The organism is Falsochrobactrum tianjinense (assembly GCF_019100495.1).
Classification (GTDB): Bacteria; Pseudomonadota; Alphaproteobacteria; order Rhizobiales; family Rhizobiaceae; genus Brucella; species Brucella tianjinense.
Map to the genome: position 1 here is coordinate 1 of NZ_JAHRVA010000009.1, position 26,804 is coordinate 26,804.

Here is a 26,804-nt window from a genome sequence, read left to right on the forward strand (position 1 = left end):
TAACCTGAAGGCCGCAGGTTCAAATCCTGCCCCCGCAACCACTGATAACGACAAACCCGTAGCAGCCGCTGCGGGTTTTGTTGTTTTGGCAGCCTTTCCAATTACTTGCCGCTCCGTCCAATCGAGGATCGTGCCCAGTTCGCTGTGCAGCGTTGCGTAAATCTCGCCGCGTTCCGGGCCGGGCGTCAGCGAAATCTTCTCGATCAGGCCGCGTAATGTCTCCGCCGCTTCTTCCGGGGTCGATGCCGACGTCGGCCAGAATTGCAATGGCTTCCGCGTCGCCGCCACGAGCCGCCAGTATGAGTGCCTCAAGCCTCGACGACTGGGTTGCCGCCTAGCGATAAAAATTTGATGGAGGAACCCCGAAATGTCTCCGAAACATCGCGGTAAACGCGCTCTGACTGGAGTATCCGCACTCGAATGCAACATCGATTACGCGCTCGCCACCCGCTAGCCTTTGAAGTGCATACACCAAACGCGCCTGCTCGCGCCATTGTGCGAAGGTCATGCCCGTTTCCTTGACGAAGAGCCGGTGCACTGTCTTGGCGGTCACGTTTAGGCGTTTGGCCCATTCACTGGCGGTCGAAACATCGCAAGGATGCCGGCTGATTGATTCGCAGATGAACTTGACTCGCGGCTCTGAGGGTAAGGGAAGATGCAAAGGCAATACATCCGAGACTTGAACTACCTCCGCCAGCAGGCGCATGAGGATGGCATCCTTGCTGTCTTCGGAATAATCGAGCGGTATGCGGACCGCTGCAACGATGAGTTCGCGCAGTAATGGTGGGACCTTGATAACGCAAGTTTGCTCGGGGAGGTGCTGGATTTTCGTTGTGTCAATGAAGACGGTCCTGATCTTGACCTGACCAGACATTCTTACGTGATGTTCAACCCCCGCCACTAACCAAAGTGCACGGTTCGGAGGCACAACCCAATAACCTTGAGCCGACTGCACGATCATCACGCCCTCAATCGCATAGAGAAGCTGGCCGCGAGGGTGCGCATGCCAGCCAGTTGTCGCGCCGTCAGGATAATCGACCTCCATGGCGACCATGGCGCGCGGAGTGTCATGAAAATCCAGATGTTTTCGGCTGAAATCGGCGATCATGTCCCAAACACTACAGTTTGTGTTCCATCGAAGCAATACGGACCATGCCTGATGTGATAGTCAAATCCTGAAAAACAACAGCAAGTTTAACGGATATGAATATCAGACTCGCCTATCTCTTTCCTTTCCTCGCTATAGTTCTGTGGTCTGGAAACGTAATAGTTTCCAGACTTTCTGCCCATACGATTGGGCCGGAAGCGATGACCTTCTACCGGCTGCTTCTCGCCGTCCTGCTTATGAGCACGTTTGTCGCTTTACCCGCTTGGCGAAACCGGGCCGTCATCTGGCCGCATCTCGGCCAGTTCGTCATTCTCGGCTTTCTGGCCATGTGTCTGTTTCAGTGCCTGTCCTATCTGGCGGCCGAAACCACTACGGCGACGAACATGGCGGTCTTTACGGCACTGACGCCGCTTCTCACTGTCGTATTAAGCGCCATCCTGCTCAAAGACGCACCAACCGTTGGCGTGGTTGCCGGTGGTATCTTTTCTCTGGTCGGACTCGTTTATCTGGTCAGCGGAGGCGATCCGGCTGCGATTGCGCGCGACGGTATGCACCTCGGTGATCCTCTGATGTTCATTGCGGCACTAGTCTACGCCCTTTACGGTGTACTGCTGAAACGCTGGAGCCTGCCGGTAACGGGCTGGCAGTCAACCTACATGCAGGCGCTTTGTGCGCTGGCGATCATGTTCCCGGCTTTCCTTGCGACGCCCGCACCGATGCGCTCGCTGAATTCCGAGACATTGCCGCTGATCATTTATGCCGGTGGTCTCGCTTCGGTCGTGCTGCCGTTCCTCTGGGTTCAAGGTGTTCATGCACTCGGACCAAGCCGTTGCGCCCTGTTCATGTATCTGCTGCCGGTCCTGACGGCCGCCGGTGCCATCGTCATGTTGGGAGAGCCTGTCCAAGCCTATCATATGATTGGCGGCGGAACCGCCCTCGTTGGTGTGGCCTGCGCTGAAATATTCCGGCGGCCCCTGCGCGGCGCGCCTCCTGTTGTGCCTGAGATTGTGGATTGATGAAAATGGAAGACGCTGCATTTAAAAATGGCAATCGGGACGTTCTGCTGCGGATCGCGGAGGCTCTGGAGCGACTTACACCTCCGGTCCGTTCTTCCGGTCTTGAAGAGATCGCCGAGGGTTATCTTTGGCAGGCCGGAGAAACGCGCTTAAAACCCGTTACGCATATTTCGCGGATCGACATTGATCTGCTCAAGCGCGTGGATAGTCAGCGGGCAACTCTACTTAACAACACAAGGCGCTTTGCACGCGGAGAGCCAGCGAACAACGCTTTGCTATGGGGTGCACGCGGCACAGGAAAATCATCCTTGGTTAAGGCGGTTCATGCCACCGTGAATCACGAGTTTGCCAAAGCAGATGCTCCTGTCGCGCTGGTTGAAATCCAACGCGAGGATATTGGGACTCTTCCTGAATTGCTGGCGTTGCTCGAAACAACCGAGGAAAGACGCTTCATCCTGTTTTGCGACGACTTATCGTTTGACGCAGGAGACGCCGCATACAAATCTTTAAAGGCGGTCCTCGATGGCGGCATCGCTGGACGACCAGAGAATGTGATCTTCTACGCCACATCAAATCGCCGACATATCCTCGCGCGTGACATGATTGAGAACGAGCAGGCAACGGCAATTAATCCCGGTGAGGCGGTGGAAGAAAAGGTATCGCTCTCGGATCGGTTTGGCTTGTGGCTCGGATTTCATAATGTCGATCAGGACGGTTATCTCGACATGGTTCTGGGTTACGCCGAGCATCTAAAAGTCGCCGTGGACCCGGAAGAATTGAAGCGCCGCGCGCTCGAATGGGCCATGCAACGCGGTTCGCGTTCCGGTCGAACGGCTTGGCAGTTCATCCAGAGTCTGCCTGCGAACTCGCTAAACCGAAAGGCAAGCGGCTAAGCTGATGCGACGGCCGGTTGCATCGATAATTGATCGTCAATGGGGGGCGACTTCATTGGGATCGCGCATTCCCCTCGCATCCCTGATCCACGCTTTCACCGAGCCGCGAACGTACTCGGGGTCAGCCAGCCCAGTGTCAGCGCAAGGGTCAGGGCATTGGAGGAAGACCTTGGTGCCGCATCGAAGAAAGGTTGGTCGACGATCAGTGGAAAGGCTCCGTCGGCGCGAATTCACATATCGGACGTGTTTCTTCTTCAGTTTGAACGACACCCTGTTCCATACATTGTTGCCGATATATTTTTTATTGATCAGAATCTGATGGGCCGTGCCTCTCGTCCAAGTGCGGCCCAGATCCGTGACGATGTCGCGGGCATTGAGCTCGTTAGTGATCTGCCGTTCCGGGATAACATGCCTCCGCAACCAATGACCCTTGTGATCCCAACAAGCCCCTATTGTGGGGCTTTTGCGTTTATGGGTCTCGGACGCAGCGTTCCCTATTAGCTCTTCGAGGGCGGCGATTTCGCTCAGAAAGTCGGGGATATTCTTGACACAGGCAAATCTCAGGATCGCCGCCAGGTTGCCGCGCAGCATGATCGCCAGTTCCTCGCCATTGGGGACCAGTCCTCCTGCCAGTTCAATTTGCAGATCTCCAGCCGCGTCCGGGGCCAGACGGATTGTGCTGATCAGACGACGAAGAAGTTCAATCGTTTCAAAGCAGGCCATCTCGGCAATGCTGCGACCTTCCGTGGCAGGGCTTGCTCAGACCGGACTACAAGACGTAGCGGCTGTTCATCACCAAGCTTTTCCAGTTCCTGAACAATGCTAATTTTGCACGCCCCGAGCTGGCTATACGCGAAGGGCGGATGACACAGGCTAATATCTTCCTGCACCGATGGGCCGGTGTGGCCGCTCATCCAGAAGTTTGCCGATATGGCCGCTAAGGGATGTTGGCGAAACGCCTTGCTGGCTTTGGTCTAGACACTGATATGTCCGGGCGCATCATGAAGATGATGGTGGATTAGGGAAACCCTATTGTGGATAAAGGTCCAAATACTTGGTCTAAATGCCCATCAGGGCCTTTACTAACTAATTGTTTTTAAAAGGAAAGCGCCAATAATGGTGTAGATGGCGGAGAGAGCGGGATTCGAACCCGCGATACGGTTCCCCGTATACACACTTTCCAGGCGTGCGCCTTCAACCACTCGGCCACCTCTCCATATGATTTGCATCCTGCTAACCGCTTTGGCAGTAGATCTGGTACAAACAGGCACCACTTCAAATCAGGCAATGGTTAGTTGCAAAAAAGGGGCCGCGGCGCGCAATATAGCCAGAATGCGCATATGTTCAACTGCTATTTCAAAGATTTTTCGTCTATTTTTGTAGCCAGGCCAGAATTTACGATTCTATTCTCAGGTCATTGTTTTAAAAGCCTGATTTAACACTCATGTTGATGGCCGCCAGGATGGCTTGGGCGCTCAGGAGGCCTTGTGCTATAATTTATTCGACAAGAACATGTATAGCTGGTGGTGCTCCAGCGAAATTTCCAGGTAGGGATTTGTGATCCGTTTTGTATTGCGTAGTTTTGCGGTCGTTTTTCTGGCGTTAGCTGTTATTTTTGCCATTCTTGATGGCGCACGTTCGGTTGGCGCATCGCATTTCGTAACAAGGCCTCTGCTTGCCATATGGACACGCGGCGCACCTGAGGCACTGGATGGTGCAGAAAGGTTCGTGACGCACTATATAGGGGCAAGTGTATGGGAAAAAATACTGATTCCGGTGCTTGAGCAGCCGGGCTGGATTTTCTTCGGTGCGCTCGCATTTTTGTTCTATGCAATTGGCCATCGGCGCAAGCAGCCTCTTGGTCGGTTCACTGCCCGGTAATCCACAGCCTCGCGAGGTAGAAAATCATGAGTTTCTTGGACAGCTACCGTAAAAAAATGCAAATGCCTTCCCCAAACGAAGCCTTGCCAGGGCGCGAACAAACGATTCTGACCGCGGCAACGCATTTTGTCTCCGGACGCCCCCTGAAGGGGAATTGGCCTGAAGGCTATAAACGGATTCTGCTCGGCATGGGCTGTTTCTGGGGGGCGGAACGGCTTTTCTGGGAGAAGCCGGGTGTATATGTGACCGCTGTCGGTTATGCAGGCGGCGTCACACCCAACCCCACCTACGAGGAAACCTGTACTGGTTTGACCGGGCATGCCGAGATGGTGCTGATCGTATATGATCCCAAGGAGATAAGCCTTAACGAACTTCTGGCCCTGTTCTGGGAAGAACATGATCCCACGCAGGGCATGCGGCAGGGCAATGATATCGGCACGACCTATCGTTCGGCGATCTACACTTTCGACGATGCGGATCGTGATATGGCGAAAAAGAGCCGTGATGATTATCAGGCAGCGCTCATGGCGCGAGGGCTTGGACCTATCACTACCGAAATTGCTGATGCGCCGGTATTCTATTATGCGGAAGACTATCACCAGCAATATCTGGCAAAAAACCCGAACGGCTATTGCGGACTGAAAGGCACCGGCGTGAGTTGCCCCATTTCGATGGCCGGTTAGTGCGCGGTTCTAGCGGGTGAGCGGTTTTCGCAAAATGCTCATATCGGCGTGATCGCCAGCTAGTTCTTCAAATGTCGACCAGCCAAGTTGCTGGTAGAATACCGGTGTGCGCGTGTAGAGATAGACTTGCCCATAGCCCAGCTCTGCCGCCGCATCCTCTATAGCTGCGACGAGGCCTTTGCCAATTCCCTTGCCGCGAAAGGCGGGGACGACGAACAGGCTCGCCAGCCAGGGTTTCAGGTGTGCATGCGTTTCGAGGTCGTTGTGAATGAGAAGCGACAATCCAACTGGCACATGATCCCAGAGCGCCACCCGGGCGGTCTGCCCATCGTCGGAACGGGCAATGTTGTGAAAAGCCCTGTCGATCTGCTGCTCGCTGATCCCGGCTGAATGACCCCATTCATCATGGTTCCAGCGCGCGCAAACCGGAATCAGATCGGGACGATCAGCAAGTCTGACGATTTCGAGCATGGTTTCACCAATGCGGTGGTCTGGTTACGGGTATATCGGGCGTGGTCTGCTCTTCGAGCAGCAGAAAGCGGTCGGTCAGTGCGGTCAGCTTTTTGGAAAGCTGATCGATCATCTTCCATTGCTCGGCCAGAACGGACGAGAGTTCCTCAATTGTCCTTTCCTGCTCGGCAATGCGAATTTCAAGTTCTACAAGACGTGTTGTTACCGCGGGCATGATCTATCTCCGTGTCGGGCACTCTATTTGGTGCCGTACATGCGGTCGCCCGCATCGCCCAGTCCCGGAATGATATAGCCTTTCTCATCAATGCGTTCATCAATGGATGCGGTGAAGATTTCCACATCAGGATGTGCTTTGGTGAAGCGCTCTATGCCTTCGGGGGCAGCAAGCAGGCAAAGGAAGCGAATATTGCTTGCGCCGCGCTCTTTCAGCTTGTCGATTGCTGCAATGGCCGAATTCGCGGTGGCCAGCATCGGATCGACCACGATGGTGAGACGGTTGGCCATGTCTTCGGGCGCTTTGAAATAATATTCGATGGGTTGCAGTGTGTCGTGGTCACGATAAAGCCCGATATGGGCGACACGAGCGGCGGGCACCAGGTCGAGCATGCCTTCCAGAAGGCCGTTGCCTGCGCGCAGAATCGAGGCGAAAACAAGCTTCTTGCCTTCCAGAATCGGTGCGTCCATTGGCATCATCGGCGTCTCGATCCGCATGGTGGTGAGTTCGAGATCGCGGGTCACTTCGTAGCAGAGCAGCAGCGATATTTCTTTCAAAAGCCGCCGGAAGCTTGCGGTAGAAGTCTCACGCTTGCGCATAATGGTGAGCTTGTGCTGGACAAGCGGATGGCTGACGACTGTAACGCCCATGTTTTTTCCACTTTTCTGTTATTTCTTTAATCTTAGCGGCCAATCGCGCCGGTGAAAACGCGCGGCACACGCACACGCACAGTTTTATCTCTCTTTGGCCATTTTTAACGGTCTGCGCAAGTCGGCATCACAAAAGGGGTATCGGCGGACGGTCTGTGCTTGTATCGTCCGGTACAAGCTTTATATGCATCAAGCAAACGGAAACGGAGATCGGCTTCGTTTCGCGAATGGACCGGCAGGATGAGTTATGAGCCAGCAGAACGGCAATGCGGACCGCGTGGGCGCACAAGGCGGCATGGAGCATTCATTCGGTTTCAAGGCAGTCGAAGAAAATGTCAAGCAAGGGCTGGTCAACGACGTCTTCCATAAGGTCGCCAAGCGCTATGACGTGATGAACGATCTTATGTCCGGTGGGCTGCACCGTATCTGGAAAGATGCGATGATCGGCTGGCTTGCGCCATCCAAGCGCCCCGGCTGGACGTCGCTTGATGTTGCGGGCGGAACTGGCGATGTGGCCTTTCGTATTGTCGAAGCATCGGGCCGTCAGGCGCATGTGACGATACTCGACATTAATGGATCGATGCTTGGCGTGGGACGCGAGCGCGCGATCAAGAAGGGCCTTGCGAACAATCTTGAATTCGTTGAAGCCAACGCGGAAGAGCTTCCATTCGAAGACAACAGTTTTGACGCCTATACTATTGCTTTTGGCATTCGTAACGTTCCCCATATCGACAAGGCGCTATCGGAAGCCTGGCGCGTGCTAAAGCCCGGCGGACGCTTTCTGTGCCTGGAATTTTCTGAAGTGGATATGCCATTGCTGGACAGGGTCTATGACCAATGGTCATTTCAGGCCATCCCGCGGATTGGCAAAATGATTACTGGTGACGCCGATTCTTATAGCTATCTGGTCGAATCGATCCGCAAGTTCCCCAGCCAGGAGGATTTCGCGGCGATGATACGGCAAGCTGGTTTCGAACGTGTGAGCTGGCGCAATTTCACTGGCGGCATTGCCGCGCTGCATTCGGGTTGGAAGCTTTGATCGTGCCTGTATCGAGTTCTGAACGGAAGCAGGGTGCTGGAGCATGAGCCGTTTCCTTGCTGCTTTCCGATTGATGCGGGCTGGCTGGGTCATGACTCGTGAAGGCGTGATCAGTGCTTTGCCTGTGGACGATTTCTCGGGCCTGCCAGCGTTTGGTCACAAAATCGCAGGGCTTTTTGCACGCAAGCGCGCAAAAGGAATGGATCGGTCCGAACGTATTTCCCGTGCAATGAACAAACTCGGCCCTTCCTATGTGAAACTGGGCCAGTTTCTGGCCACCCGACCGGATATTGTCGGGCGCGATGTTGCTGCCGATCTGGCGCAGTTGCAGGACCGCCTCGATTTCTTTCCGCAGGCCGAGGCCGTGCAGACCATAGAAGGATCGCTAGGCCGCAAGACGGGCGACCTTTATGCAAGCTTCGGCGCGCCGATTGCTGCCGCCTCCATGGCGCAGGTCCATCCGGCTGAAGTCATGCAGAATGGAGTGCCGCACAAGGTTGCGGTCAAAGTGATCCGCCCCGGGGTGCGGCAGCGCTTTGCGCGCGATTTGCAAAGTTTCTTCATGGTCGCCCGCATACAGGAACGCCACATGCCGTTTACGCGCCGCCTCCGCCCGGTTCAGGTGGTGGAGACGCTGGCGCAAACGACACGCATAGAAATGGACTTGCGCCTTGAGGCGGCCGCTCTTTCCGAAATCGCCGGGAATATCAAGGAAGATGAAGGGTTTCGCGTTCCCACAGTTGATTGGGAGCGTACCGGGCGGGACGTTCTGACGCTGGAATGGATCGACGGCATAAAGATGTCGGATGTCGAGGCTCTGGCCGCCGCTGGCCTTGACCTGAAAAAACTCGCCGAAACGCTGATTCAGTCTTTTCTGCGCCATACATTGCGCGACGGATTTTTCCATGCGGACATGCATCCTGGTAATCTCTTCGTTGATCCGCAGGGTATGATTGTCGCCGTCGATTTCGGGATTACCGGACGGCTCAACAAGCAACAGCGGCGCTTCCTCGCCGAAATTCTCTACGGCTTTATTACGCGCGATTACATGCGCGTGGCGGAAGTGCATTTCGAGGCCGGTTACGTGCCGCATACGCATGATGTGGCGAGCTTTGCGCAGGCGATCCGCGCCATTGGCGAGCCTATCCACGGGCAGCCTGCGGAAACTATTTCCATGGCCAAGCTTTTGACGCTTCTTTTCGAGGTGACGGAGCTTTTCGATATGGAAACGCGCCCTGAACTGCTGATGCTTCAGAAAACCATGGTGGTGGTGGAAGGCGTGTCGCGCACGCTCGATGCGCATTTCAACATGTGGAAGGCGGCGGAACCGGTGGTCGGCGACTGGATCGCCAAAAATCTCGGGCCGCAGGGGATGCTGCTGGACGCGAAGGACAGTGCTTATGCACTGCTCCATTTCACCCGCAAAACGCCTGAACTGGTACAGCGCGTGGAGCGTCTTTCCGTGGCGCTGGACGATATGGCGGTAAACGGCCTGCGTTTCAATACAGCTACGGCCGAGGCCATTGGCCGGGCCGAAGCACAGCATTCGCGCTGGGCCCGTATTGCTCAGGTGGTGATTGCGATCTCGCTCGCGGCAATAGCAATTAAGCTTTATATTTGGCTCTAAGCCAATTTTAAAGTGACAAGATACCTTTAAAGTGATTTCAATGATTGCACTGTAATAATACCGGTGCAATCAAATGGCTAGTATCACCATCCGCAATCTTGATGACGCAGCCAAGGAAAGACTACGCATCAGGGCTGCTCGAAACGGTCGCTCCATGGAAGAAGAGGCGCGGCTGCTTCTGGGGGCTCTCGATGAAGTTTCGGTGGCGGATCCCTTATCGCCGCCAGCGGCTGGCACACTGAAAGGCAAGCGGGTTCTTCTGGTTATCGGGGGGGGCATCGCTGCTTACAAGGTGCCTGATCTGATCCGCCGCTTGCGTGAGTGCGGCGCGCATGTGCGCCCCCTCATGACACAGGCAGCGCAGCAATTTGTTACGCCGCTGGCCATCGGCGCAGTGTCGGCGGATCATGTATTTACTGATCTGTTTTCGCGCGAGGATGAGCAGGATGTTGGCCATATCAGGCTGGCGCGCGATGCCGATCTGATCGTGGTTGCGCCTGCAACTGCCGATCTGATGGCAAAAATGGCGAATGGGCTTGCCGACGATTTGGCGAGTGCGGTTCTGCTGGCGCGAAAAATCCCGGTGCTGATTGCGCCTGCCATGAATCCAGCAATGTGGGATAATCCGGCGACGTGCCGCAACAGGCTAACGCTTGAAAAGGACAGTGTGCATTTCATCGGCCCGGAACGCGGCGAGATGGCGGAAGGCGGCGAAGCGGGAATGGGCCGCATGAGCGAGTCTTTGGCCATCGTTGCGGCGATTGAAAATCTGCTCGCGGCCCGCCCAAGACCGCTTGCCGGGAAATCGATTGTCATGACATCGGGGCCGACGCATGAACCAATCGATCCCGTGCGTTATATTGCAAACCGCTCGTCGGGCAAGCAGGGGCATGCGCTTGCAAGCGCTCTGGCACGGCTGGGAGCAACGGTACATCTCGTGTCAGGTCCGGTAACGATCCCCGATCCACTAGACGTCGATGTCATTCATGTAGAGACAGCGCGCGAGATGCAGGCGGCGGTGGAGGGGTTTTTGCCAGCCGATGCGGCGGTGATGGTGGCCGCAGTTGCCGATTGGCGCGCGGCCAACGCGGCAGAACAGAAGATCAAGAAGCAGCCCGGAGAAAGCGCGCAGACGCTCAGTATGGTGGAAAATCCCGATATTCTGGCCGGCGTCGGGCATAGTGCGAAAAGACCGGGACTTGTCGTGGGGTTCGCCGCCGAAACGCAGGACGTGGCCGAAAACGCAAAACGCAAGCTGGAGAAAAAAGGCGCGGACTGGATCATCGCTAACGATGTTTCCGGCGATGTCATGGGCGGAGATCGCAACCATGTGCATATTCTCAGCCGTTCCGGCATTGAGGAATGGCCAGAGATGACCAAGGAGCAGGTGGCTGAAAAGCTTGCGGAAAAAATAGCAGCCAGGCTTCTCGAAATAAAAAACTGAAAATTTTCGCAGGAATGTCACAATCCCATGAGGCTATCTCGTCTTAAGGGTGAACGACGCTAAAATGGTCGTGAACCTGAAGGAGAACAACATGGAACCGAGACTCTTCCCGCACAAGCTTGCACCAAAAATCATGCAGGCCATGATTGCATTGGAAAAGACCGTGGCGGAAGCCGGGCTTGAATATAGCCTCTATGAACTCGTGCGCATTCGCGCGTCACAGATCAATGGCTGTGCTTATTGCATCCATATGCACACGCGCGATGCCCGCAAGGCTGGCGAAACCGAGGAACGCCTCTATCTTGTTTCCGCGTGGCGAGAGTCGCCATTGTTCACTCCGCGCGAGCGCGCTGCGCTGGCATGGACGGAGGCGCTGACGCTTCTTGCACAAACCCGTGCTCCCGATGAAGATTTCGATGCATTGAGAGAGCATTTCACCGATGAAGAGATCGTGAAACTGAGCATGGCTATCAATGTGATCAATGTCTGGAACCGTATCGCGGTGGGGTTCCGTTCCGTGCATCCGGTCGCAGGCCATGAAGCGGCTGCCTGAGCAACACGCAGACGATGTGGATGAATTCGAGGTGTTGCGGCCTCGTCTCATCCGCATCGCCTATCGCATGCTTGGCTCCCATGCGGAGGCTGAAGATATTGTTCAGGATGCATGGATGCGCTGGAATGCGGCGGAGAAACGAGCTGTAAGCGAGCCTGCCGCTTATCTGGTGCGGATAGTGACCCGCCTTGCGCTTGATCATCTGAAGTCGGCGCGTGTGCGCCGCGAAATCTATCCGGGTACATGGTTGCCGGAACCGCTTGTGGAAGAAGAGCACGACCGTGCCGACGATATCACCCTGACCCTGATGCTGGCTCTTGATCGGCTTTCGCCGCTGGAGAGGGCAGCGTTCTTATTGCATGACGTGTTTGATATAGGGTTCGATGAGGTTGCGCGCGTGCTTGACCGGGATCCTGCCGCCTGCCGCCAGCTTGCGAGCCGTGCGCGGCTACATGTGCGTAGTGAACGACCCCGTTTTCCCTTACCCGAAGATAGGGGACGAAACATTGCCGATGCGTTCTTTCAGGCGTCGCGCAGTGGCGATATGACGAGATTGCAAGGGTTGCTTGCCGAGGATGCGGTGATCTATTCCGATGGCGGCGGTATCCGCAATGCGGCGCTCAATCCGATCTGTGGCCGCGAAAAGATCATGCGCTTTTACGATGGCATTGCTCGTAAAGCCGATGGCATTCCCCCGCCGATCCGCCATTTCGCGCTGTTCGATGGCTTGCCCGGCCATATGAGCCTTGAAGCCGACGGTTTGCCGCAAGTGGCGGCACTGGAAATCGAAAAGGGCTTGGTCCAGACGATCTATCTGATCCGCAATCCGCAGAAGCTTACACATCTGCGGATTGGGTAAATCATCATGCGTTGCTGCGCACCTGATAGTCCTTGATGGAGGCGAAGCGGATATCCGGCCAGCGTTCGGCTTCGTAATTGAGTGAGAAACCGTTCTGCGCCAGAAACACCGGGTCATGGTCAAGATCATGGGCGATATCTGCCCGGTGCGCGGCAATAAAACGATCAAGTTCCGCCGGATCGTCGGCGCTGATCCAGCGGCAGATCGAGAAGCGGGAAACTTCAAAGCCAACCGGCAATGAATATTCGATCTTGAGACGTTCGGTCAGCACGTCGATTTGCAGCGCGCCCACGACGCCGACGATTGCTGGCGAGCCGTCATCGGGCACAAATAATTGCACGACGCCTTCTTCGGCCATCTGTTGTAGCGCTTCACGCAGCTTCTTGGCCTTCATCGCATCATCGAGACGGACGCGGCGCAGGATTTCCGGTGCGAAGTTCGGCACGCCATGGAACAGGATATCCTCGCCCTCGGTCAGCGTGTCGCCGATACGGAGCGTTCCATGATTGGGGATGCCGACCACGTCACCCGCAAAGGCTTCATCAGCGATCTGGCGCGAACGGGCGAAGAAGAATTGCGGTGCCGACAGGCTCATCGGTTTGCCGGTTCGCACCAGCTTCGCCTTCATGCCGCGCGCAAGCTTGCCCGAGCAGACGCGAAGGAAAGCGATGCGGTCGCGGTGGTTGGGGTCCATATTGGCCTGAATCTTGAAAACGAATCCGGTCATCTTGTCTTCGGTCGGATCGACTGTGCGAGTGTCGGCTTGTTGGTCGCGCGGGGAGGGACCAAAATCGCAAAAAGCTTCGATGAGATCGCGAACACCGTAATTTTTCAGCGCCGAGCCGAAATAGACCGGTGTGAGGTGGCCTTCACGGAAGGATTGCAGATCGAACGGACGGCAGACGCCGCGTGCCAGTTCCACGCTTTCAATCCATGCTTGGCGCTCGTTTTCCGGCAGAAGCCTTGCCACTTCTTCCGGTCCGCTTACGGGGGTGGGCTGTTCCTGTGCATCCTTCTGGCGGAATGTCGTATTATGAAGATCGTAGGTTCCGGAGAAGTTCTTCCCGGAGCCGACCGGCCATGTGACGGGGGCCGTGTCGAGCGCCAGTTTTTCCTCGATCTCATCGAGAGTTTCTAGCGGATCGCGCGCCTCGCGGTCCATCTTGTTGATGAAGGTCACAATGGGTATGTCGCGCATGCGGCATACTTCGAACAGCTTGAGCGTGCGCGGTTCGATACCCTTGGCGGCGTCGATGACCATGACGGCGCTATCGACAGCGGTAAGCGTGCGATAGGTGTCGTCGGCAAAATCTTCGTGGCCCGGTGTGTCGAGCAGGTTGAAGATGCAGTCCTTGTATTCGAAGGTCATGACCGAGGTGACGACGGAAATGCCGCGATCGCGCTCGATATTCATCCAGTCGGAGCGGGTCTGGATGCGATCTTTTTTGGCTTTCACTTCACCGGCAAGCTGGATGGCACCGCCGAAAAGCAGCAGCTTCTCGGTTAGCGTGGTCTTGCCGGCGTCCGGGTGAGCGATAATCGCAAAGGTGCGGCGCTTGGAAACGGGATGATCGTGGGCGGGCATGAAAAACTCGTAAGGGCGAAGGAATGGGCTGCACAAAAAGCGCGCAGCGAAGATGTTGCGCAGCATCTAGCAGTCCTTGGCCAAAAGGTCGAGTTTAAATGAAAAGGCGGCGCGATGGATGCCCCGTTTCCCGCCACTATCGACGCTTGATGCCCAGACCGAAGGCAATGAAGGCCCAGCCCTGGAATATCAGGTCGATGGCAAGAAACAGGCCGAGTATGAACAGACTGTCGACGGGCCAATGAAAAGCGATCACCAGCCCGGCCAGAGCGGTGATAATACCTGTGGCCACGATCCAGCCCCAGCCCGAAGAAGGTCTTGACTTGAAGCCCAGCCAAATACGAAACGCACCGGAGCCTAGAAGTGCGGCTGCCAGAAGCAAGGTCAGCACGCCCGCTGCCAGCACAGGGTTTATGAAAGCAACGATACCAGCGGCGGTATAAAGCAGGCCGCTCAGCAGCCAGAAGAAGAAACTGCCCCATGTTTTCACGCCAAAGGAATGGATGATTTCAATAATCCCGGCGATTAGCATCATCAGGCCGACATAATAGACCGAGACGACGGTTGCGAACACGAGATTTCCGAAAGCGATGCCGCCTAGAATCAACAGCGCCACGCCAAGGGCGACAAACCAGCCCCATTTGCCGGAGAGTTCGGCTGGAAGGGTAAGACGATCAGGTTGATTATGCGCGGATGCCATGGAAATCCCTCATGTTTCGAGCGTCATTGGACAAGTATAGAGCAGATTGCAGATTTAGCCAGCACCGCTACTTTAGAATAAGCGGCGCTGATCCCTGTTGGCGAATGAGCCAGCGCATTATATGTCTTTGCCGTAACGATAAATTTCCGCTTAAAGTCAGATTATGTTCGACATCGCTTTGCATTACTGGCCGCATATACTGGCTGCTCTTTCGATCACTCTGGGAGCGATCGCAGCCATTCATGCGACCATGACCAAGGAGGAGGTGCGGACCGCCCTTGGCTGGGTCGGTGTTATTGTGCTTTCGCCCATCGTGGGCGCTTTTGTGTATGCAATTGCGGGGGTCAACCGCATCAGGCGCAGCACGCTTACCCATCAGCGTGCCAATATAGCCAATATTGCGCTCTACCACCTGTCGCATTTCGATACGACCAACGATCTGGTGCGGGCAGCGTTCGGACGCCAGTTTGGTGCGATGAAGATTCTGGGCGATGCGGTCAGCCGTTACGATTTCACCAGCGGCAACAACATTCAAATGTTAGAGAGCGGCGACGAAGCCTATGCGGCCATGCTTGCCGGTATCGGTGGGGCCGAGCGCAGCATCGTGCTGGAAACCTATATTTTCGACCGCGATGCCATAGGCGAACAGTTTGTCGATGCGTTAAGCGCCGCCGTCAGGCGCGGTGTGGAAGTGCGGGTGCTGGTGGATGCTGTAGGTGCACGATATTCCATTCCAAGCATCGTGAAGCTGCTTCGGGAAAAAGGTGTTCCGGTCGATGTTTTCAACGGAAACATCATTATCGGCCTGCGCCTGCCCTATGCCAATCTGCGCACGCACCGCAAAATCCTGATCGTTGACGGCAAATTCGCCTTTACGGGAGGAATGAATATCCGTGCCGGTTTTGCACGAGAGGTCGCGGGCGACGGGGTGGCGCTGGATACTCATTTCCGGCTGGAAGGTCCTGCTGTTGCCGACCTTTTCCATATCGCGTCAGAAGACTGGCGTTTTGCGACCGGTGAATTGCTGACCGGAGATGCCTGGTCCATCGCCCCGCCCAAAGACCCACCCGGCACGGGCACGCTGGTGCGTGTCGTCGGTTCGGGCCCGGACAAGAATGTCGAAACCAACCACCGGATGCTGATGGGCGCTTTTTCGGTGGCGGAGCAGCATATCCTCATCATGACACCGTATCTGCTGCCAGACCGTGAACTCATCAGCGCGCTGGTGACGGCGGCCCGTCGCGGTGTATCGGTGGATATTGTCGTGCCGGGGTTGAACAATCTCAAGCTTGTCGACCGCGCCATGCGGGCTCAGTTTGATCAGCTTCTCAAGGATGGCTGCCGCATCTGGCGTGCGGAAGGGGCTTTCAATCACTCCAAGCTGATAACGATCGATGGCGCTTGGTCGTATGTTGGTTCATCCAATCTGGATCCACGTTCACTGCGCCTCAATTTCGAGGTCGATCTTGAAATTCTCGATCATGAAATTGCGCGGGAAGTGGAAGAGCGTATCGGCAATGCGATAGAAACCAGTCGGGAAGTGCATCTGGGACACCTAAAGAGGCGCCCTTTCCTGGAGCGTCTGATCGACCGGATTATCTGGCTTGGCTCGCCTTATCTTTAGAACGCCAATCTGGTTCGGATAAACGGCGTTTTAAAGGTCCACACCTGAGGAGTTGCTGTTGAGCAGAGAGGGATTGAATTCTTCCAGAAGGCGCGTCGCTGTCTTGAGGTCGAGATGGGCCTTGATTGGAAGGTGGTCCGAGGCCATGCGCGCAAGCGGTGTGTTATGAACCTCTATTGCCGTGACCAGATTGTGCGGCATGCCGAGAACGCGATCGAGCGCCAGCACGGGAAAGCGTGAAGGAAAGCTGGGAACCGCAGTCGCTGCATGATCAAAAACCGGCATGAGTGAGGCCAGTGACGAGCGCCTGCCCACGCGCCATTCGTTGAGATCGCCGATCAGCAAGGTCGGCAGGGTATCGGATTCTTGCAAGACGGAAAGAATGCTTTCAGCTTGTTGCTCTCGCGAACGTTTCAAAAGTCCCAGGTGTGCTGCAATAATGCGCAAGGGACCGGATGGGAATTGCAGGTCGGCTACCAGTGCGCCGCGTGGCTCGACGCCGGGTAGTGCAAGCTGGCGGACATTGCGCACCGCACCTTCACGAAATAGCAGCACATTGCCATGCCAGCCATGCCCGTTTGGCGCCGTCGCGGTGATGGGTACCGGCACCAGGCCGTGACGCCGCTCCAGCAGGCCAAGATCAAGCAGGCCAGATCGCGCGCCGAAACGCTTGTCTGCCTCTTGCAGTGCGATGACATCCGCATTGATTTCGCTGATGACATCGGCGGTGCGCTGCGGGTTGAACAACTTGTCGATGCCAATGCATTTGTGGACATTATAGGATGCGATGATGATATCGCCTTCTGTCACATTGGCATGCGGTGGCCTGAAACCCGGCCTGCTGTGGATGGCCGTCAGAATTTTTGTGGAAATTCGACCGGCATCTTTTTTCTTCTGCACCCGTTTTCTGCCTCGTATGACGCTCTATGCCATATTTAGTATTTAGGGCGATTTATAGTTTGAACAGTATGGTATCGGAATATCGCGCGCGAATCCCATCTTGGCGGTTTCTAGTGCCGCACGAAACCTTCCCGAGAAAATCCCGGACCGCTGAACTTGTAAACCTATTCATGCAAGTAAATCTATTCAAGACCTTGGTAGTGGTCTGAAAGGGAAATGGTGCCAGAAGAGGACTTTAATTTTAGTTCTAACTATATGAAATTTAACAATAATATCTAGAATATTTTCTTTGATGCCATCAATAATGCCATCAAGTTGAGCCGGTGGAAGAAAGCAGGCGCGTCGACTGAATTTTAGCTGTGGAAAAGACAATTATCAACTGTCTCTCCGTGATCATGACTTTCCCCCTTAGTCCAGAATGATCTGGCTCCTACGGGCCATGGAAAGGACGATTCTAATGGATCGAGATTATAAAGAACAACCCACACCTGACCGTGACATTGTGCAGCCATTAATCACGCTGGTGGATCTCGATAAATTTTGGATTGGCGTTGGCGCTGCAATCGAATGGATTGCCATGCGTGGCAAGTCAATGACATTGGAGCAATATTACAAACGGGAAGATGAAGCTGCGCTGGCGCTTGTAACAACTTTGGCGGATATGCCTGCAGAACAAGCGGAAGCGAATGTCAGAGGTGTGGATGAAAGCAAGCCAGGGCCATTGATCCCAATACCTAGCGGGATCTGGCCGCAAACGGCAACTTCAGATTCAAATGACAGTGGACAGCTTTACCGTTTAATCGGGACCGATGATCACAACGAATGGGATGCCGCTATTCTGAGCATCCAGTTGAGCGGCTATTGTAAAATTCAAGTTAGATCTGACTTCATAAAGGACAACTGGCCGGAAGATGGGGAAAAAACGACAGCCCCGTCGGCTGAGCGCGTTGTGTCGCAGGCGCAACTTCGACGCCTTATGGAGAAGATTTTGCGCGAAACTCCAATTGAATTGGCCCCGCTCACACAGAGGGAGATAATTGGGCTTGTTAAGCGCTGTATTCCAGGTGCCCCCCGGGACAGTATTCGCCGAATTTATCAAGAACTTGTGCCCAATCAAAAGCCAGGTCCAAGGGGTCCGCGCAAGCCAGATCGCCAAAATAAGATCAATGAATTGAGCGAAGAATTCATCGCCGCACAATTGCACAATTAGGATTCCACTCAAGTCTACGGCACGCTCCACGCATTCCCCCGGAATTATCTGGGATTAAATGGAGCTAATGTAATGCAGGACTTTTCAACGCTTTCTATCGCGCAGACCGCTCGCTTTCTTGGGATTGGCCGCTCCACACTCTACAATCTGATCAAGGAAGGCCGTCTTCCAGTACGCAAACTTGGTAAGCGTACACTTATTCTCCGTGACGATCTCGACCAGTTCGTTGCATCGCTGCCGGTCAAGGGCCCGCGCGATTAGATCGCCTGTTTAGGGGCGGCAATTATCACCCGTGGTAGCGAATGATGAAGCCCAGCAAACTAGGGCTTCAACTGTTTAGCGGAAACCTGCATGCGGAAAATCAATCAAGGTAACGATGCTGCCAGTTCAGAAGTGATTGCCGAGTGTATGTTCGGTAAGACTGACGGCAACAATATTGAACAATTTCACAATGCTTATGCTGAAGCAAGTCAAGCGCGAGTACCGTGCAAAGCTCTGAAACAAGCTGATGCGACTGGATTCGTTACACCCGCCGAGATTGCAGCAATTGGCGCTTCCGATGCAGATATTAAACAAGAAATATCTTCAGCAGTTGAGCACGATTTATCGACCATTTCAGCGGTCAAGCCGCGTAAACAAAAATCATACAGTGATAAGAATCCGTTTGAACGCCAGGTCAACGGCGAATGCGCACGTCTTATGACTGTCAAAGAGGTGGCGACCTATCTGAGCGTGAGTACTTCTAAGGTCTGGCGCTTAGGTAAATATAATATCGATTTTCCGAAGCCGGTTCACATCTCTGGATCAACACGGTGGGATCGCCACTCAATTGATGACTACCTGGATCGTCTCCAGAATACCGCGCATTCAGGCGAATAAGCATGTCGCGGCGCCATGATCCCACCAAAGCACGTCGTCATTGGGTGTATACCCGTGAGCAAGTTTGTCAGAGTTTCGATATTGGTGAAAGCACGATCACGAGTTGGATCAAGCGTGGATTAAAGCCAATTGACGAAAAACGCCCCCAGCTTTTTGCTGGATATGAACTTCGTCGCTTTGTTACGATTACGCGCTGGCCATTTGGACGCTCGCCCGAAAATGGTCGGGTATTCTGCTCATTCTGCAACAAATTTGTGGCGCTGGTGCACGGATCAATAAATGCTCTTCCGAAAGGAATAACATGCTATGAGGTGACAGGAAATTGCTCTGATTGCCACAACATGCTACAAGCCAGCATTCAATCCAGCGTTCTGCCTGAGATTTATGCGGCATCTACCAATACCCCTAAGGACTCGTCCGCCGTATTGTATGATGGGGTTCCCGGAAGTATTGGGAGAAGCGGCTCGCCAGTCCCACCGGAAACTAACAGTTTCAATTTGCGCTGGTTTTACCATTATACGGTCTATCTTGAGAGCCACCAGAATTTAGATGTGCGAACGGTAGATGAACATCTCCGTTCTCTCGCCAGACTGAGCGCATTTCTCAATCATAAGCCTTTCGGCAAGATAGCAATTGATGATTGTCGCAAGTTCAAGGAAGAGCTACGCGGTCGTCGTCTTCTTATGGGGCGAGGCGCGCTAAGCAGCTCAACCGTTTCGCACACACTGGACCGGTGCCGTGCATTTTTTGATTGGCTGCAACGGCAACCTGGTGTCGAAATCCATCCAGATCTCGCTGGCTATTTCAGTCTTTCTCGGAGAGAGCGCGCCGTCGAAGCAAGCACCGTAAAGGGGACCAGTCTAACCTTCGACCAAGCTCTTTGCATTTTTACAGTTATGACCAGCGCGAATCCGGTCGAGCTGCGTAATCGTGCAATTGTGGCGATGTTTATCGTAACGGGAATACGTATTGCGGCGTTGGTCACGCTGCTTGGTAAACACGTAAACATTCGTACTCGGTGGATCAATCAGGATCCACGAGAGGTGGACACGAAGCTCGGAAAGCACATAAGAACCTATTGCCTCGATCTTGGCTCGGGTCTTCTTGAAGCTCTAGATGCATGGGCAGATTGGCGTGGATCGAATGGCTTCGATCATGATGCCCCTTTCTTTCTTCCGGACCGCTATATTCAACCGAATGCCCTTGGCTTCGGCTATAAAGGCAATCAAACCGAACCGGCGCAGTGCTGGAGATCGGAAGATTCTGTTCAGCGGATTATCAAAGAGGCAGCTCAGGCAGCCGAAGTCTTGAGCGGTAACATTTCCTCACATGACTTTCGAAAAATACTCCACCCATTTTTAACTAAGCGCGGCAATATGACGATCAAAGATGAGGTCGCACTGCAACTCAACCTTGGTCATACGCCGCAGGAAATCATACGGAAACACTATTCGTCAATGCAGGATAGCGAACGGGAAGAAGTTCTTGATGATCTTTGTCGCCGAGCTATGACAAATCGCTCCGAACTTGACCTCTATCTTGCCTTCGAACGGAAAGAAATTGCGGAATCAGATCCTGATTTTCGACGAGCAAAAGAAATTTATAATCGTAACGCAGGCACACTAGTTAACGCGGATGATTAATCCGTCGGGTTCGTTGGCAGCGTATCTGCTCAGAAGTGCTGGCATGGCCTTTTTTCGGTGGAAGTCTTTGCCAGTGTATGTTCTGAAGCACGCTTCTGTTCTTAATGATCTGATTGAGCTGGCAAGATGGTTGATATTGATGCTTTAATGCGCGCACTGCCTGTTTCATCGCTTGAGCCCTACCATGTGGCTTCAATTCGTGGCGCCGGTAATCCGCTTAAAAAATCGCCTTGGGATCAGAACATTGATTTCCTTGAGCCCCCGGCTGGTCAAAGACTTCCTTATATTCATCCGCTTGACGCATTGGAAAAGCTACTAGGTAGCCAGGAAGAAACTCACGACGAATGGCTTGAGAAGGCACAATTGTTTGAGCGTGAACTGAAGCTGGAGATCACGTCGAACAAATGGGCTCGATTCTACCATCATCTCGAGCCGGATATGCAAGAAGCAATACCCGTGCCTGATTTTCTAGTATGGCTCAGAAATAAGTCGATTGTTAGCAGCAAGATTACGGATCTTTTTGAACAGGCCAACGCCGCCGCGATCAAAACGCCAATCTTTACCGGCCCTGACAACAGGGGTAGCCCTTGGTCTCTCGAAACCTTGCCCGATCTTCCCCCGGCCAAAGCCATGATAGAATTTGTTCCAGGGCCTTCATGGGATAATGAATACGATAACACCGGCAAAAACACAGTATATGAACCATTCTTGCTTTGGCGAACGGCAATACGACCGGTGGCTCAAGCACTGGAACAAGAGCTGGGCGAACCCGTCTATCGCTTTGCTAATCTGGAGCTTGACTACGACGATGATGACGTACATCGGTTTCTGGTGCTTCATTGGTGTTTCACCTTGCGACCTGATGCGCTGTTTACACAGCATATCGTCCGTTTAACCGGCGCTAGGGATGTCGAAGAGTTGAAAGCGGCGCTGATCCATCCGCTCAGCTACAAACACCCATACGAAATGAATTATTCATTTGCCGGATTGGAAGCGCACACTTTACTATTTGATCTGGGCGGTTGAGAAATTTGCGGTCTCGTTGTTAAGGCGGGTACGGTGAACTTTATCTGCAGTGCCCCTACACCGCACAGTCGAGCTTAGCGACGGTGGTGACCTTAAAAGTCGACACGGTATCTAAGCGATGACGGCTGCCGCCTACGCGGTCAAAATTCAACATGAAGGAGAAATACTGTAGAATCTTTGATATTTCATTCTCTGAGATGGAGTCATCCAGGCCGTCCTTTGTATCCAGCTGGCGGTGTCTTTACGGTTTTTGGAACCTTGGTTGCCGATGTTGATTTAAAAAGCGAAGGATCAACTTCAAATACACTAACTGCGATTTGCTGATTTCCATGCACATGTGCGATCAAGCGCTCGTGCTTCGGCTGAGGGACCTGCGCGGTTGAACCACCAAACTCTCCTGAGTTGGCAAGCACAACCGGCTGGTACATGTGGAAGTGCAATGCGGCCACCATGTTGTCGAATGTCTGTACATCTTGGTTCAAAGCTGCAACCAAAAACATGTCTGACCTATCGCGAAGGTCGGCCACAAGGTCCAGGTCCGTCGCGTCATAACAAATCGCCGCAGCGATTCGCGTGCGGGTCTTGGCGCCAACTGGCAGCTCGACTAGGGTCACATGAGGTCGGTGACCTTTCACACCCATTCTTACCTCATCTTTTATAGGGTGCTGCTTGCCTTGCCAAACGTACTGGAATGCTCGTCCATGACTGGGAGACTCGGTTCGAATTAGCCACAAGCCTTGATTGACAACGCCGTTGGCCTTGCTTGAACGAAGAAATGTTAAGCCAGTAAAGATGTTGGCTCTGACCTTGTCCGAAAGCCTCCTAAGTAGAAAAACGTGCTCCGGATGGACCGCCAGTTCTGGGAATAGAATGACGTCAACCACTGGGTCATCGTTCGTTTCAGAAGGTATCTTAGGGCGGGCTGATGCCCAAGTCTTGAGCTTCTGATGCGTTAGTTTGCAAACCTCGGCTAGATGGCGACGATGCTCGGCCATGGCTCCTGGTGTCCAGTGCGTCAGGTCTTTCTCATCAAACTCTTTGAGTTGTGGTCGCATTGGCTGAACGATAGCCACTCGCAGCGGCCTATCCTGCAAGGGTTCATGGTCATCTACTGGTACCACGTACATCGGCGTTTTGCTTCGGGGGCCGAAGAGTTCACGCTGAACCGAAATGCGATTTTGAACAAGCTCGAGCAGTTCAGCTGCGGTCCGGACATCACCTGCAGCCGATACCGAATTAGCCCGGAATTCAACTCCGGGCCATTGCAGAAGGGTTGAAAGAAAACTTGAAAGCCAAGGCGACACAGGGCCGGGCTCATCCAAGAGCCCACGTCCAGAATTCAAAAGCCCGAAACGGCGGTTGAACCAAGTGCTGCGCAGCCCGCTGTAACGGCCCACCTCCTCAGTAACAAGGTATCGACGGCTTGTGAAGTCAAATTCCCCGGTCAGCGCCGAGCGCAAAATACGGCCCAATCCGTAGAGCCAAGCTTTTTCTGGCGCCACCCATTCTGGGGTTTCGTATAAAGGGTTTATGACCTTATCAATGTCGATCGAATCCACAGACAGGAAGCCAGTCTCATTAGGCATCTCTGCGAGCCTCGACCAGCTTTCGGATTTAATTGTGATGTTCGCAGCACTTATCCCAGAGGATAAGTGTTCTTCTATACCCGGGTGGCGGAGTAGTGCATCAGCAAGCATGAGCAGAGCATTTTCTTGATCGAAAAGATTGTCAGGTTCACTGATGATTTGCAAGAGGGATTGAGTGTTTCTCAATTTAGCCGTATGCCCTCGAGAATTAGCTGGTCGCTTGCTGTGTTGGATCAACGCGGCTGGAACAAATTTACGCCAATTTTCTGCCTGTCGCCTGTTGAGCGCTGCCATCAACAATTCTGGGTGGCTCAGCGCTACAGATTGCACAACCGCCTCCCGAACTCCTTCATCATCCGTACGCCTTAATCCTTCCGACAACCATACTCCAAAACGCCGTGGATTAGGATGAAGTTGCTGCGCCACGATAGCTAACGGGATGGCATCTTTCAGTTCTCCATCTTGCATTGGCTCAAACTTGGCGGCGCGTTGCAGTGCTGTGTATGCCTCCATCTCGGGGGCAACGTCTCGCTTCAATGCTACTGACGTGTCACCGATAGAGGCCAGATAGAGGTGGGCCTGCTGGCGGAGATACCAAGGTGACGACGTCCGTTCAGTCAAGACGCGACGCGCGATGCCGCCGAGGTCTTCGCGGTAACCTTGAATATCTACGCCCTCCGGGTACTCGTCCGGATTGCGGAAGCCTGTCTCCACCGCACCAGCTCGCAAAAGGTCAGCTAGGACGTACTCGGCTACTCGCACTTGACCTTGCCGGAATGCATCCAAGTCCGCAGGCACGTCGAACAGCTTGATATTGAGTGCTTCGGTAACTGGCCCTAGCAGGCGGGGATGAGGAAAAAGATCCAAGCCGCACCGCAATAGTAGAACCAATGCAGGATTTTCAGCCCAGCATTTAATGAGCTTACGTGCAGTGGTTTCGAACTCATGAGACAGCACTACACCTTGTGTCACGTGGTCACTAATAGTCTCAGCTGAGCCAGCCGGACTTTCAAGGTCTGTCATCGCCAGCCGATGCCTCATCAACTGAGCAATACGTGTCGCGACGAACCGTTTCACTGTGTCGTCTCGCACATCTGTGTTGGGAACAGAAACCGTAGCCAATGCCAATCGAGATGTCGTTGAACCTGCGGCGTTTTCAATCTGCTCAGATCCCCACAATAGCCCATCAAGGCCACCTGCCACCTGTGCGAGAGACGCTAGATCAAAGGTCCCACTCAATTCTGCATTAAGCATCTCCATCAATGCCGAAACGTGGCTCTGAGCCGAAATCACTCGGTACGAGGTAGCCACGCACTTTTCCGATGAAAGTTCAAGTGATGTCCGTGCACCCATGCGCTCGCAATGTGCCTTCAAAACCGAGGTCACATAACTAATAACATGCTCCAATAATGCAGCCTGACTAATCCCGGTAGCTCCATTTTTAGCCTCAACGACGAGACGCATGTCATCGACATATCTGCAGTAGTCCAACAGCTTGACGCTGTCGCAACCAATATCCCCATCAGTTAAAGACTGCTGCATGTCACGGTCGAACCCTACCAAATAGGCGTTTGACAGAAATCCGGAGGCAACGAGTCCTTGAGGCAATCCGAGCTCAAGATCGTGATGTTCTTCACCGCGGATTAGTGTGGTCTCCTGCTGATCATCGGTGTGCCACTTCCATGAGAATATTCGTGCTGCTCGCTTCCAGAATTGCCCGTCAGCCGCCTCCGAGCTAGATAACCCGTGTTCTATCTGATGCTCTTCCGTCAACTTTTTCAACTCATTGAGCAAGGCGTCGCGATCAACACGATCAAAAAACGACTTGATGTCCAGAGACACCACAAACAGCTCTCGTCCTGGCCGCAGTTGGGGGGTAACCTCCGCACAGACACGTCGAGGGCGTGCGAGAAAAGCTCTGTAATCTTGGAAATATTGGCGGTATGTTCTGCTGTTTCCCCAGGAAAAATGAGCCCGGGGTCGGACGCCCTGCGTAGTTGCCCATGTGCAGTGCAGCCTGTTGCCGTAACTCACTACCCCACTAGAGCGCATCGCCGCTACATCTGTGCCAGATGTATCACCTTGTGCGGATTCCACAGCTTCCGCCAAACACATCATAACTGCAGTCGACAAGGTTTGATCGCGAATGGACAAGTGAGCCAGCGGTCGCAGCTTAAGCCTTGGCTGTTCTTGTTCTAGCTGTGCACTAGAATCTTTTCCCTGAACTGAAACGCTGGGCGCCCAATCGTCAAATGTCGGTTCGTGCGGAAGGATTGTGTGTGTTGCGTGAAACCCCCAGCGAGCGTTTTTTGGAGCAGAAACGAGTCGTAAGTTTACCGGTTGGAAATCAGCTTGGCGCAATTCATTCGCCCAATATTTAAGCTTGTTCTCTAGGTCGATAGTTGAAGCGTCTAATTCTAAAACATCTGCATACCAATTATGTCGACGGATGTAATTATGCGACTTCTTCCAGGCTTGTGCGAGAATAGTCACGTCGCAAAGATTCTTACCTTTAGGTAGAAGATCTCGATACTCTTCTTTGAATACAGGCACCCACATCCCCCTCTTATTGTTGTTTACGCGCTTTCGAAAATTCGTTCAGAAATAAAATTGGGCCAAATCAATTCCCTGCGTTTAAAAGCAAGCTATCACTCGAATTACAATGCTCAATTTGTACTATGAGATAGATTGATGGTTTTCGTAATCAGGAATGATGTGTGTTGCTCTTTTTATGAGCTAATGAAACAGCATTGATCCGGCTTAAACTTGTCGCAGATGCTTACATGTATAGCCATTCTTCATGCCCCGCGAAGGCGTGCCGTGAGATTAGAGGAGAACCTGCGTTTTATCGATTCCGGTTGGTTCGCTTAGACATTTTGCCAGCTTGTCGTGTACTTTATCGTGAATGGGCGGTTGAAAGATGCCTTCCAGAGAGCTCAATATACGAGGAAGCTCTCAGTGAATTTTTACGTACTAGATAATTTAGAGTAATTTGTTATTTTTCGAAGATCAGATGGGCAGTGGGGAGATGGGTTTTAGTGAAGGCGTTTGAGTTCGACCATCAATTGATCGGTGCTTACGAGCACTTTTCACGTTCATTCAGTGCAATCCGCGCGGCTGACCTAAAATCCCAGATCGATGCCCAGTACGACGCCGGAAAATTCTGGCCTGATGTCAATCGGAACGGAATATTCACCCCCTTTACTTGTCCAA

Annotated in this window: 23 protein-coding genes, 1 tRNA gene and 3 pseudogenes; 16 read left to right on the forward strand and 11 right to left on the reverse strand. The window is 53.6% G+C overall.

Translation table 11 applies throughout. From position 1 onward, the window contains the following. Both KUG47_RS16180 and KUG47_RS16185 read right to left on the reverse strand, forming a co-directional pair. Positions 1-288, reverse strand: a pseudogene (locus tag KUG47_RS16180) (hypothetical protein); the annotation flags it as partial. A 46-nt stretch (positions 289-334) separates the two neighbouring features. Then, on the reverse strand, positions 335-1,108 hold the full coding sequence (locus KUG47_RS16185; protein WP_217679016.1) for an AraC family transcriptional regulator: 774 nt from the start codon (positions 1,106-1,108) through the stop codon (positions 335-337). A gap of 95 nt (positions 1,109-1,203) precedes the next feature. On the opposite strand from KUG47_RS16185, the gene KUG47_RS16190 reads away from it, so the two are divergent. The 3 genes and pseudogenes from KUG47_RS16190 to KUG47_RS16780 form a co-directional block, all read left to right on the forward strand. Continuing rightward, a complete protein-coding gene (locus tag KUG47_RS16190; protein WP_217679017.1) occupies positions 1,204-2,124 on the forward strand; it encodes a DMT family transporter in 921 nt (306 codons plus the stop codon). Between the two features lie 5 nt (positions 2,125-2,129). Further along, complete coding sequence (locus KUG47_RS16195) at positions 2,130-3,017, forward strand: ATP-binding protein (RefSeq protein WP_217679019.1); 888 nt, start codon at positions 2,130-2,132, stop codon at positions 3,015-3,017. Positions 3,018-3,021: 4 nt separating this feature from the next. Beyond that, positions 3,022-3,191 (forward strand): annotated as a pseudogene (locus tag KUG47_RS16780) (helix-turn-helix domain-containing protein); the annotation flags it as partial. 123 nt (positions 3,192-3,314) lie between these two features. Here the strand turns inward: KUG47_RS16780 and KUG47_RS16785 are convergent. Beyond that, positions 3,315-3,740: pseudogene (locus KUG47_RS16785) on the reverse strand (hypothetical protein); the annotation flags it as partial. Between the two features lie 403 nt (positions 3,741-4,143). Then, positions 4,144-4,233, reverse strand: a tRNA-Ser gene (locus KUG47_RS16205). Positions 4,234-4,574: 341 nt separating this feature from the next. On the opposite strand from KUG47_RS16205, the gene KUG47_RS16210 reads away from it, so the two are divergent. Both KUG47_RS16210 and msrA read left to right on the forward strand, forming a co-directional pair. Then, entirely contained in the window at positions 4,575-4,898 is a 324-nt protein-coding gene (locus KUG47_RS16210) for a hypothetical protein (protein ID WP_217679021.1), read from the forward strand. A gap of 26 nt (positions 4,899-4,924) precedes the next feature. Continuing rightward, the gene (gene msrA / locus KUG47_RS16215; RefSeq protein ID WP_217679023.1) at positions 4,925-5,581 is read left to right on the forward strand and encodes a peptide-methionine (S)-S-oxide reductase MsrA; all 657 of its coding nucleotides are present in this window, start codon (positions 4,925-4,927) and stop codon (positions 5,579-5,581) included. Between the two features lie 9 nt (positions 5,582-5,590). Here msrA and KUG47_RS16220 read toward each other — a convergent pair whose 3' ends face one another. Genes KUG47_RS16220 through upp form a run of 3 tightly spaced genes read right to left on the reverse strand, consistent with a single transcriptional unit; the run spans position 5,591 to position 6,916 of the window. Next, entirely contained in the window at positions 5,591-6,052 is a 462-nt protein-coding gene (locus tag KUG47_RS16220) for a GNAT family N-acetyltransferase (RefSeq protein WP_217679025.1), read from the reverse strand. 4 nt (positions 6,053-6,056) lie between these two features. Next, positions 6,057-6,266: a SlyX family protein gene (locus KUG47_RS16225; RefSeq protein WP_217679027.1), complete on the reverse strand. Its 210-nt coding sequence runs from the start codon at positions 6,264-6,266 to the stop codon at positions 6,057-6,059. Positions 6,267-6,289: 23 nt separating this feature from the next. Further along, positions 6,290-6,916, reverse strand: coding sequence for a uracil phosphoribosyltransferase (upp, locus tag KUG47_RS16230; RefSeq protein ID WP_217679029.1), 627 nt, complete (start codon positions 6,914-6,916; stop codon positions 6,290-6,292). A gap of 247 nt (positions 6,917-7,163) precedes the next feature. Between upp and ubiE the strand changes: the two genes are divergently transcribed. The 5 genes from ubiE (at position 7,164) to KUG47_RS16255 (ending at position 12,438) form a co-directional block, all read left to right on the forward strand. Then, a complete protein-coding gene (gene ubiE, locus KUG47_RS16235) occupies positions 7,164-7,955 on the forward strand; it encodes a bifunctional demethylmenaquinone methyltransferase/2-methoxy-6-polyprenyl-1,4-benzoquinol methylase UbiE (protein WP_217679031.1) in 792 nt (263 codons plus the stop codon). A 43-nt stretch (positions 7,956-7,998) separates the two neighbouring features. Then, entirely contained in the window at positions 7,999-9,582 is a 1,584-nt protein-coding gene (ubiB, locus tag KUG47_RS16240) for a 2-polyprenylphenol 6-hydroxylase (protein WP_217679033.1), read from the forward strand. A 73-nt stretch (positions 9,583-9,655) separates the two neighbouring features. Further along, positions 9,656-11,026 (forward strand): bifunctional phosphopantothenoylcysteine decarboxylase/phosphopantothenate--cysteine ligase CoaBC, encoded by a 1,371-nt coding sequence (coaBC, locus tag KUG47_RS16245; protein WP_217679035.1) that lies wholly within the window; start codon positions 9,656-9,658, stop codon positions 11,024-11,026. 91 nt (positions 11,027-11,117) lie between these two features. Beyond that, positions 11,118-11,579, forward strand: coding sequence for a carboxymuconolactone decarboxylase family protein (locus tag KUG47_RS16250; RefSeq protein WP_217679037.1), 462 nt, complete (start codon positions 11,118-11,120; stop codon positions 11,577-11,579). Beyond that, the gene (locus tag KUG47_RS16255) at positions 11,563-12,438 is read left to right on the forward strand and encodes a sigma-70 family RNA polymerase sigma factor (RefSeq protein ID WP_217679039.1); all 876 of its coding nucleotides are present in this window, start codon (positions 11,563-11,565) and stop codon (positions 12,436-12,438) included. The genes KUG47_RS16250 and KUG47_RS16255 overlap by 17 nt, the downstream gene beginning before the upstream one ends. A gap of 4 nt (positions 12,439-12,442) precedes the next feature. Here KUG47_RS16255 and KUG47_RS16260 read toward each other — a convergent pair whose 3' ends face one another. After that, complete coding sequence (locus KUG47_RS16260; RefSeq protein ID WP_217679057.1) at positions 12,443-14,023, reverse strand: peptide chain release factor 3; 1,581 nt, start codon at positions 14,021-14,023, stop codon at positions 12,443-12,445. Between the two features lie 136 nt (positions 14,024-14,159). After that, a complete protein-coding gene (locus KUG47_RS16265; RefSeq protein ID WP_217679041.1) occupies positions 14,160-14,723 on the reverse strand; it encodes an HdeD family acid-resistance protein in 564 nt (187 codons plus the stop codon). 163 nt (positions 14,724-14,886) lie between these two features. Here KUG47_RS16265 and cls point away from each other — a divergent pair, with 163 nt between their 5' ends. Further along, entirely contained in the window at positions 14,887-16,347 is a 1,461-nt protein-coding gene (gene cls / locus KUG47_RS16270) for a cardiolipin synthase (protein WP_217679043.1), read from the forward strand. Positions 16,348-16,377: 30 nt separating this feature from the next. On the opposite strand, the gene KUG47_RS16275 is transcribed toward cls, so the two are convergent. Then, positions 16,378-17,247, reverse strand: a complete 870-nt coding sequence (locus KUG47_RS16275) for an endonuclease/exonuclease/phosphatase family protein (protein ID WP_217679045.1) — start codon at positions 17,245-17,247, stop codon at positions 16,378-16,380. Positions 17,248-17,704: 457 nt separating this feature from the next. Between KUG47_RS16275 and KUG47_RS16280 the strand changes: the two genes are divergently transcribed. From KUG47_RS16280 to KUG47_RS16300, 5 genes are all read left to right on the forward strand, one after another. Beyond that, positions 17,705-18,457: a hypothetical protein gene (locus KUG47_RS16280; RefSeq protein WP_217679047.1), complete on the forward strand. Its 753-nt coding sequence runs from the start codon at positions 17,705-17,707 to the stop codon at positions 18,455-18,457. Between the two features lie 72 nt (positions 18,458-18,529). Next, entirely contained in the window at positions 18,530-18,718 is a 189-nt protein-coding gene (locus KUG47_RS16285) for a helix-turn-helix domain-containing protein (RefSeq protein ID WP_111786123.1), read from the forward strand. 90 nt (positions 18,719-18,808) lie between these two features. Further along, positions 18,809-19,336, forward strand: coding sequence for a helix-turn-helix transcriptional regulator (locus KUG47_RS16290; protein WP_217679049.1), 528 nt, complete (start codon positions 18,809-18,811; stop codon positions 19,334-19,336). Between the two features lie 2 nt (positions 19,337-19,338). Continuing rightward, a complete protein-coding gene (locus KUG47_RS16295; protein WP_217679051.1) occupies positions 19,339-20,979 on the forward strand; it encodes a tyrosine-type recombinase/integrase in 1,641 nt (546 codons plus the stop codon). A 126-nt stretch (positions 20,980-21,105) separates the two neighbouring features. After that, entirely contained in the window at positions 21,106-22,005 is a 900-nt protein-coding gene (locus tag KUG47_RS16300) for a hypothetical protein (protein WP_217679053.1), read from the forward strand. A gap of 203 nt (positions 22,006-22,208) precedes the next feature. Here KUG47_RS16300 and KUG47_RS16305 read toward each other — a convergent pair whose 3' ends face one another. After that, positions 22,209-26,144, reverse strand: a complete 3,936-nt coding sequence (locus KUG47_RS16305; protein ID WP_217679055.1) for a reverse transcriptase domain-containing protein — start codon at positions 26,142-26,144, stop codon at positions 22,209-22,211. Positions 26,145-26,804 lie beyond the last annotated feature (660 nt).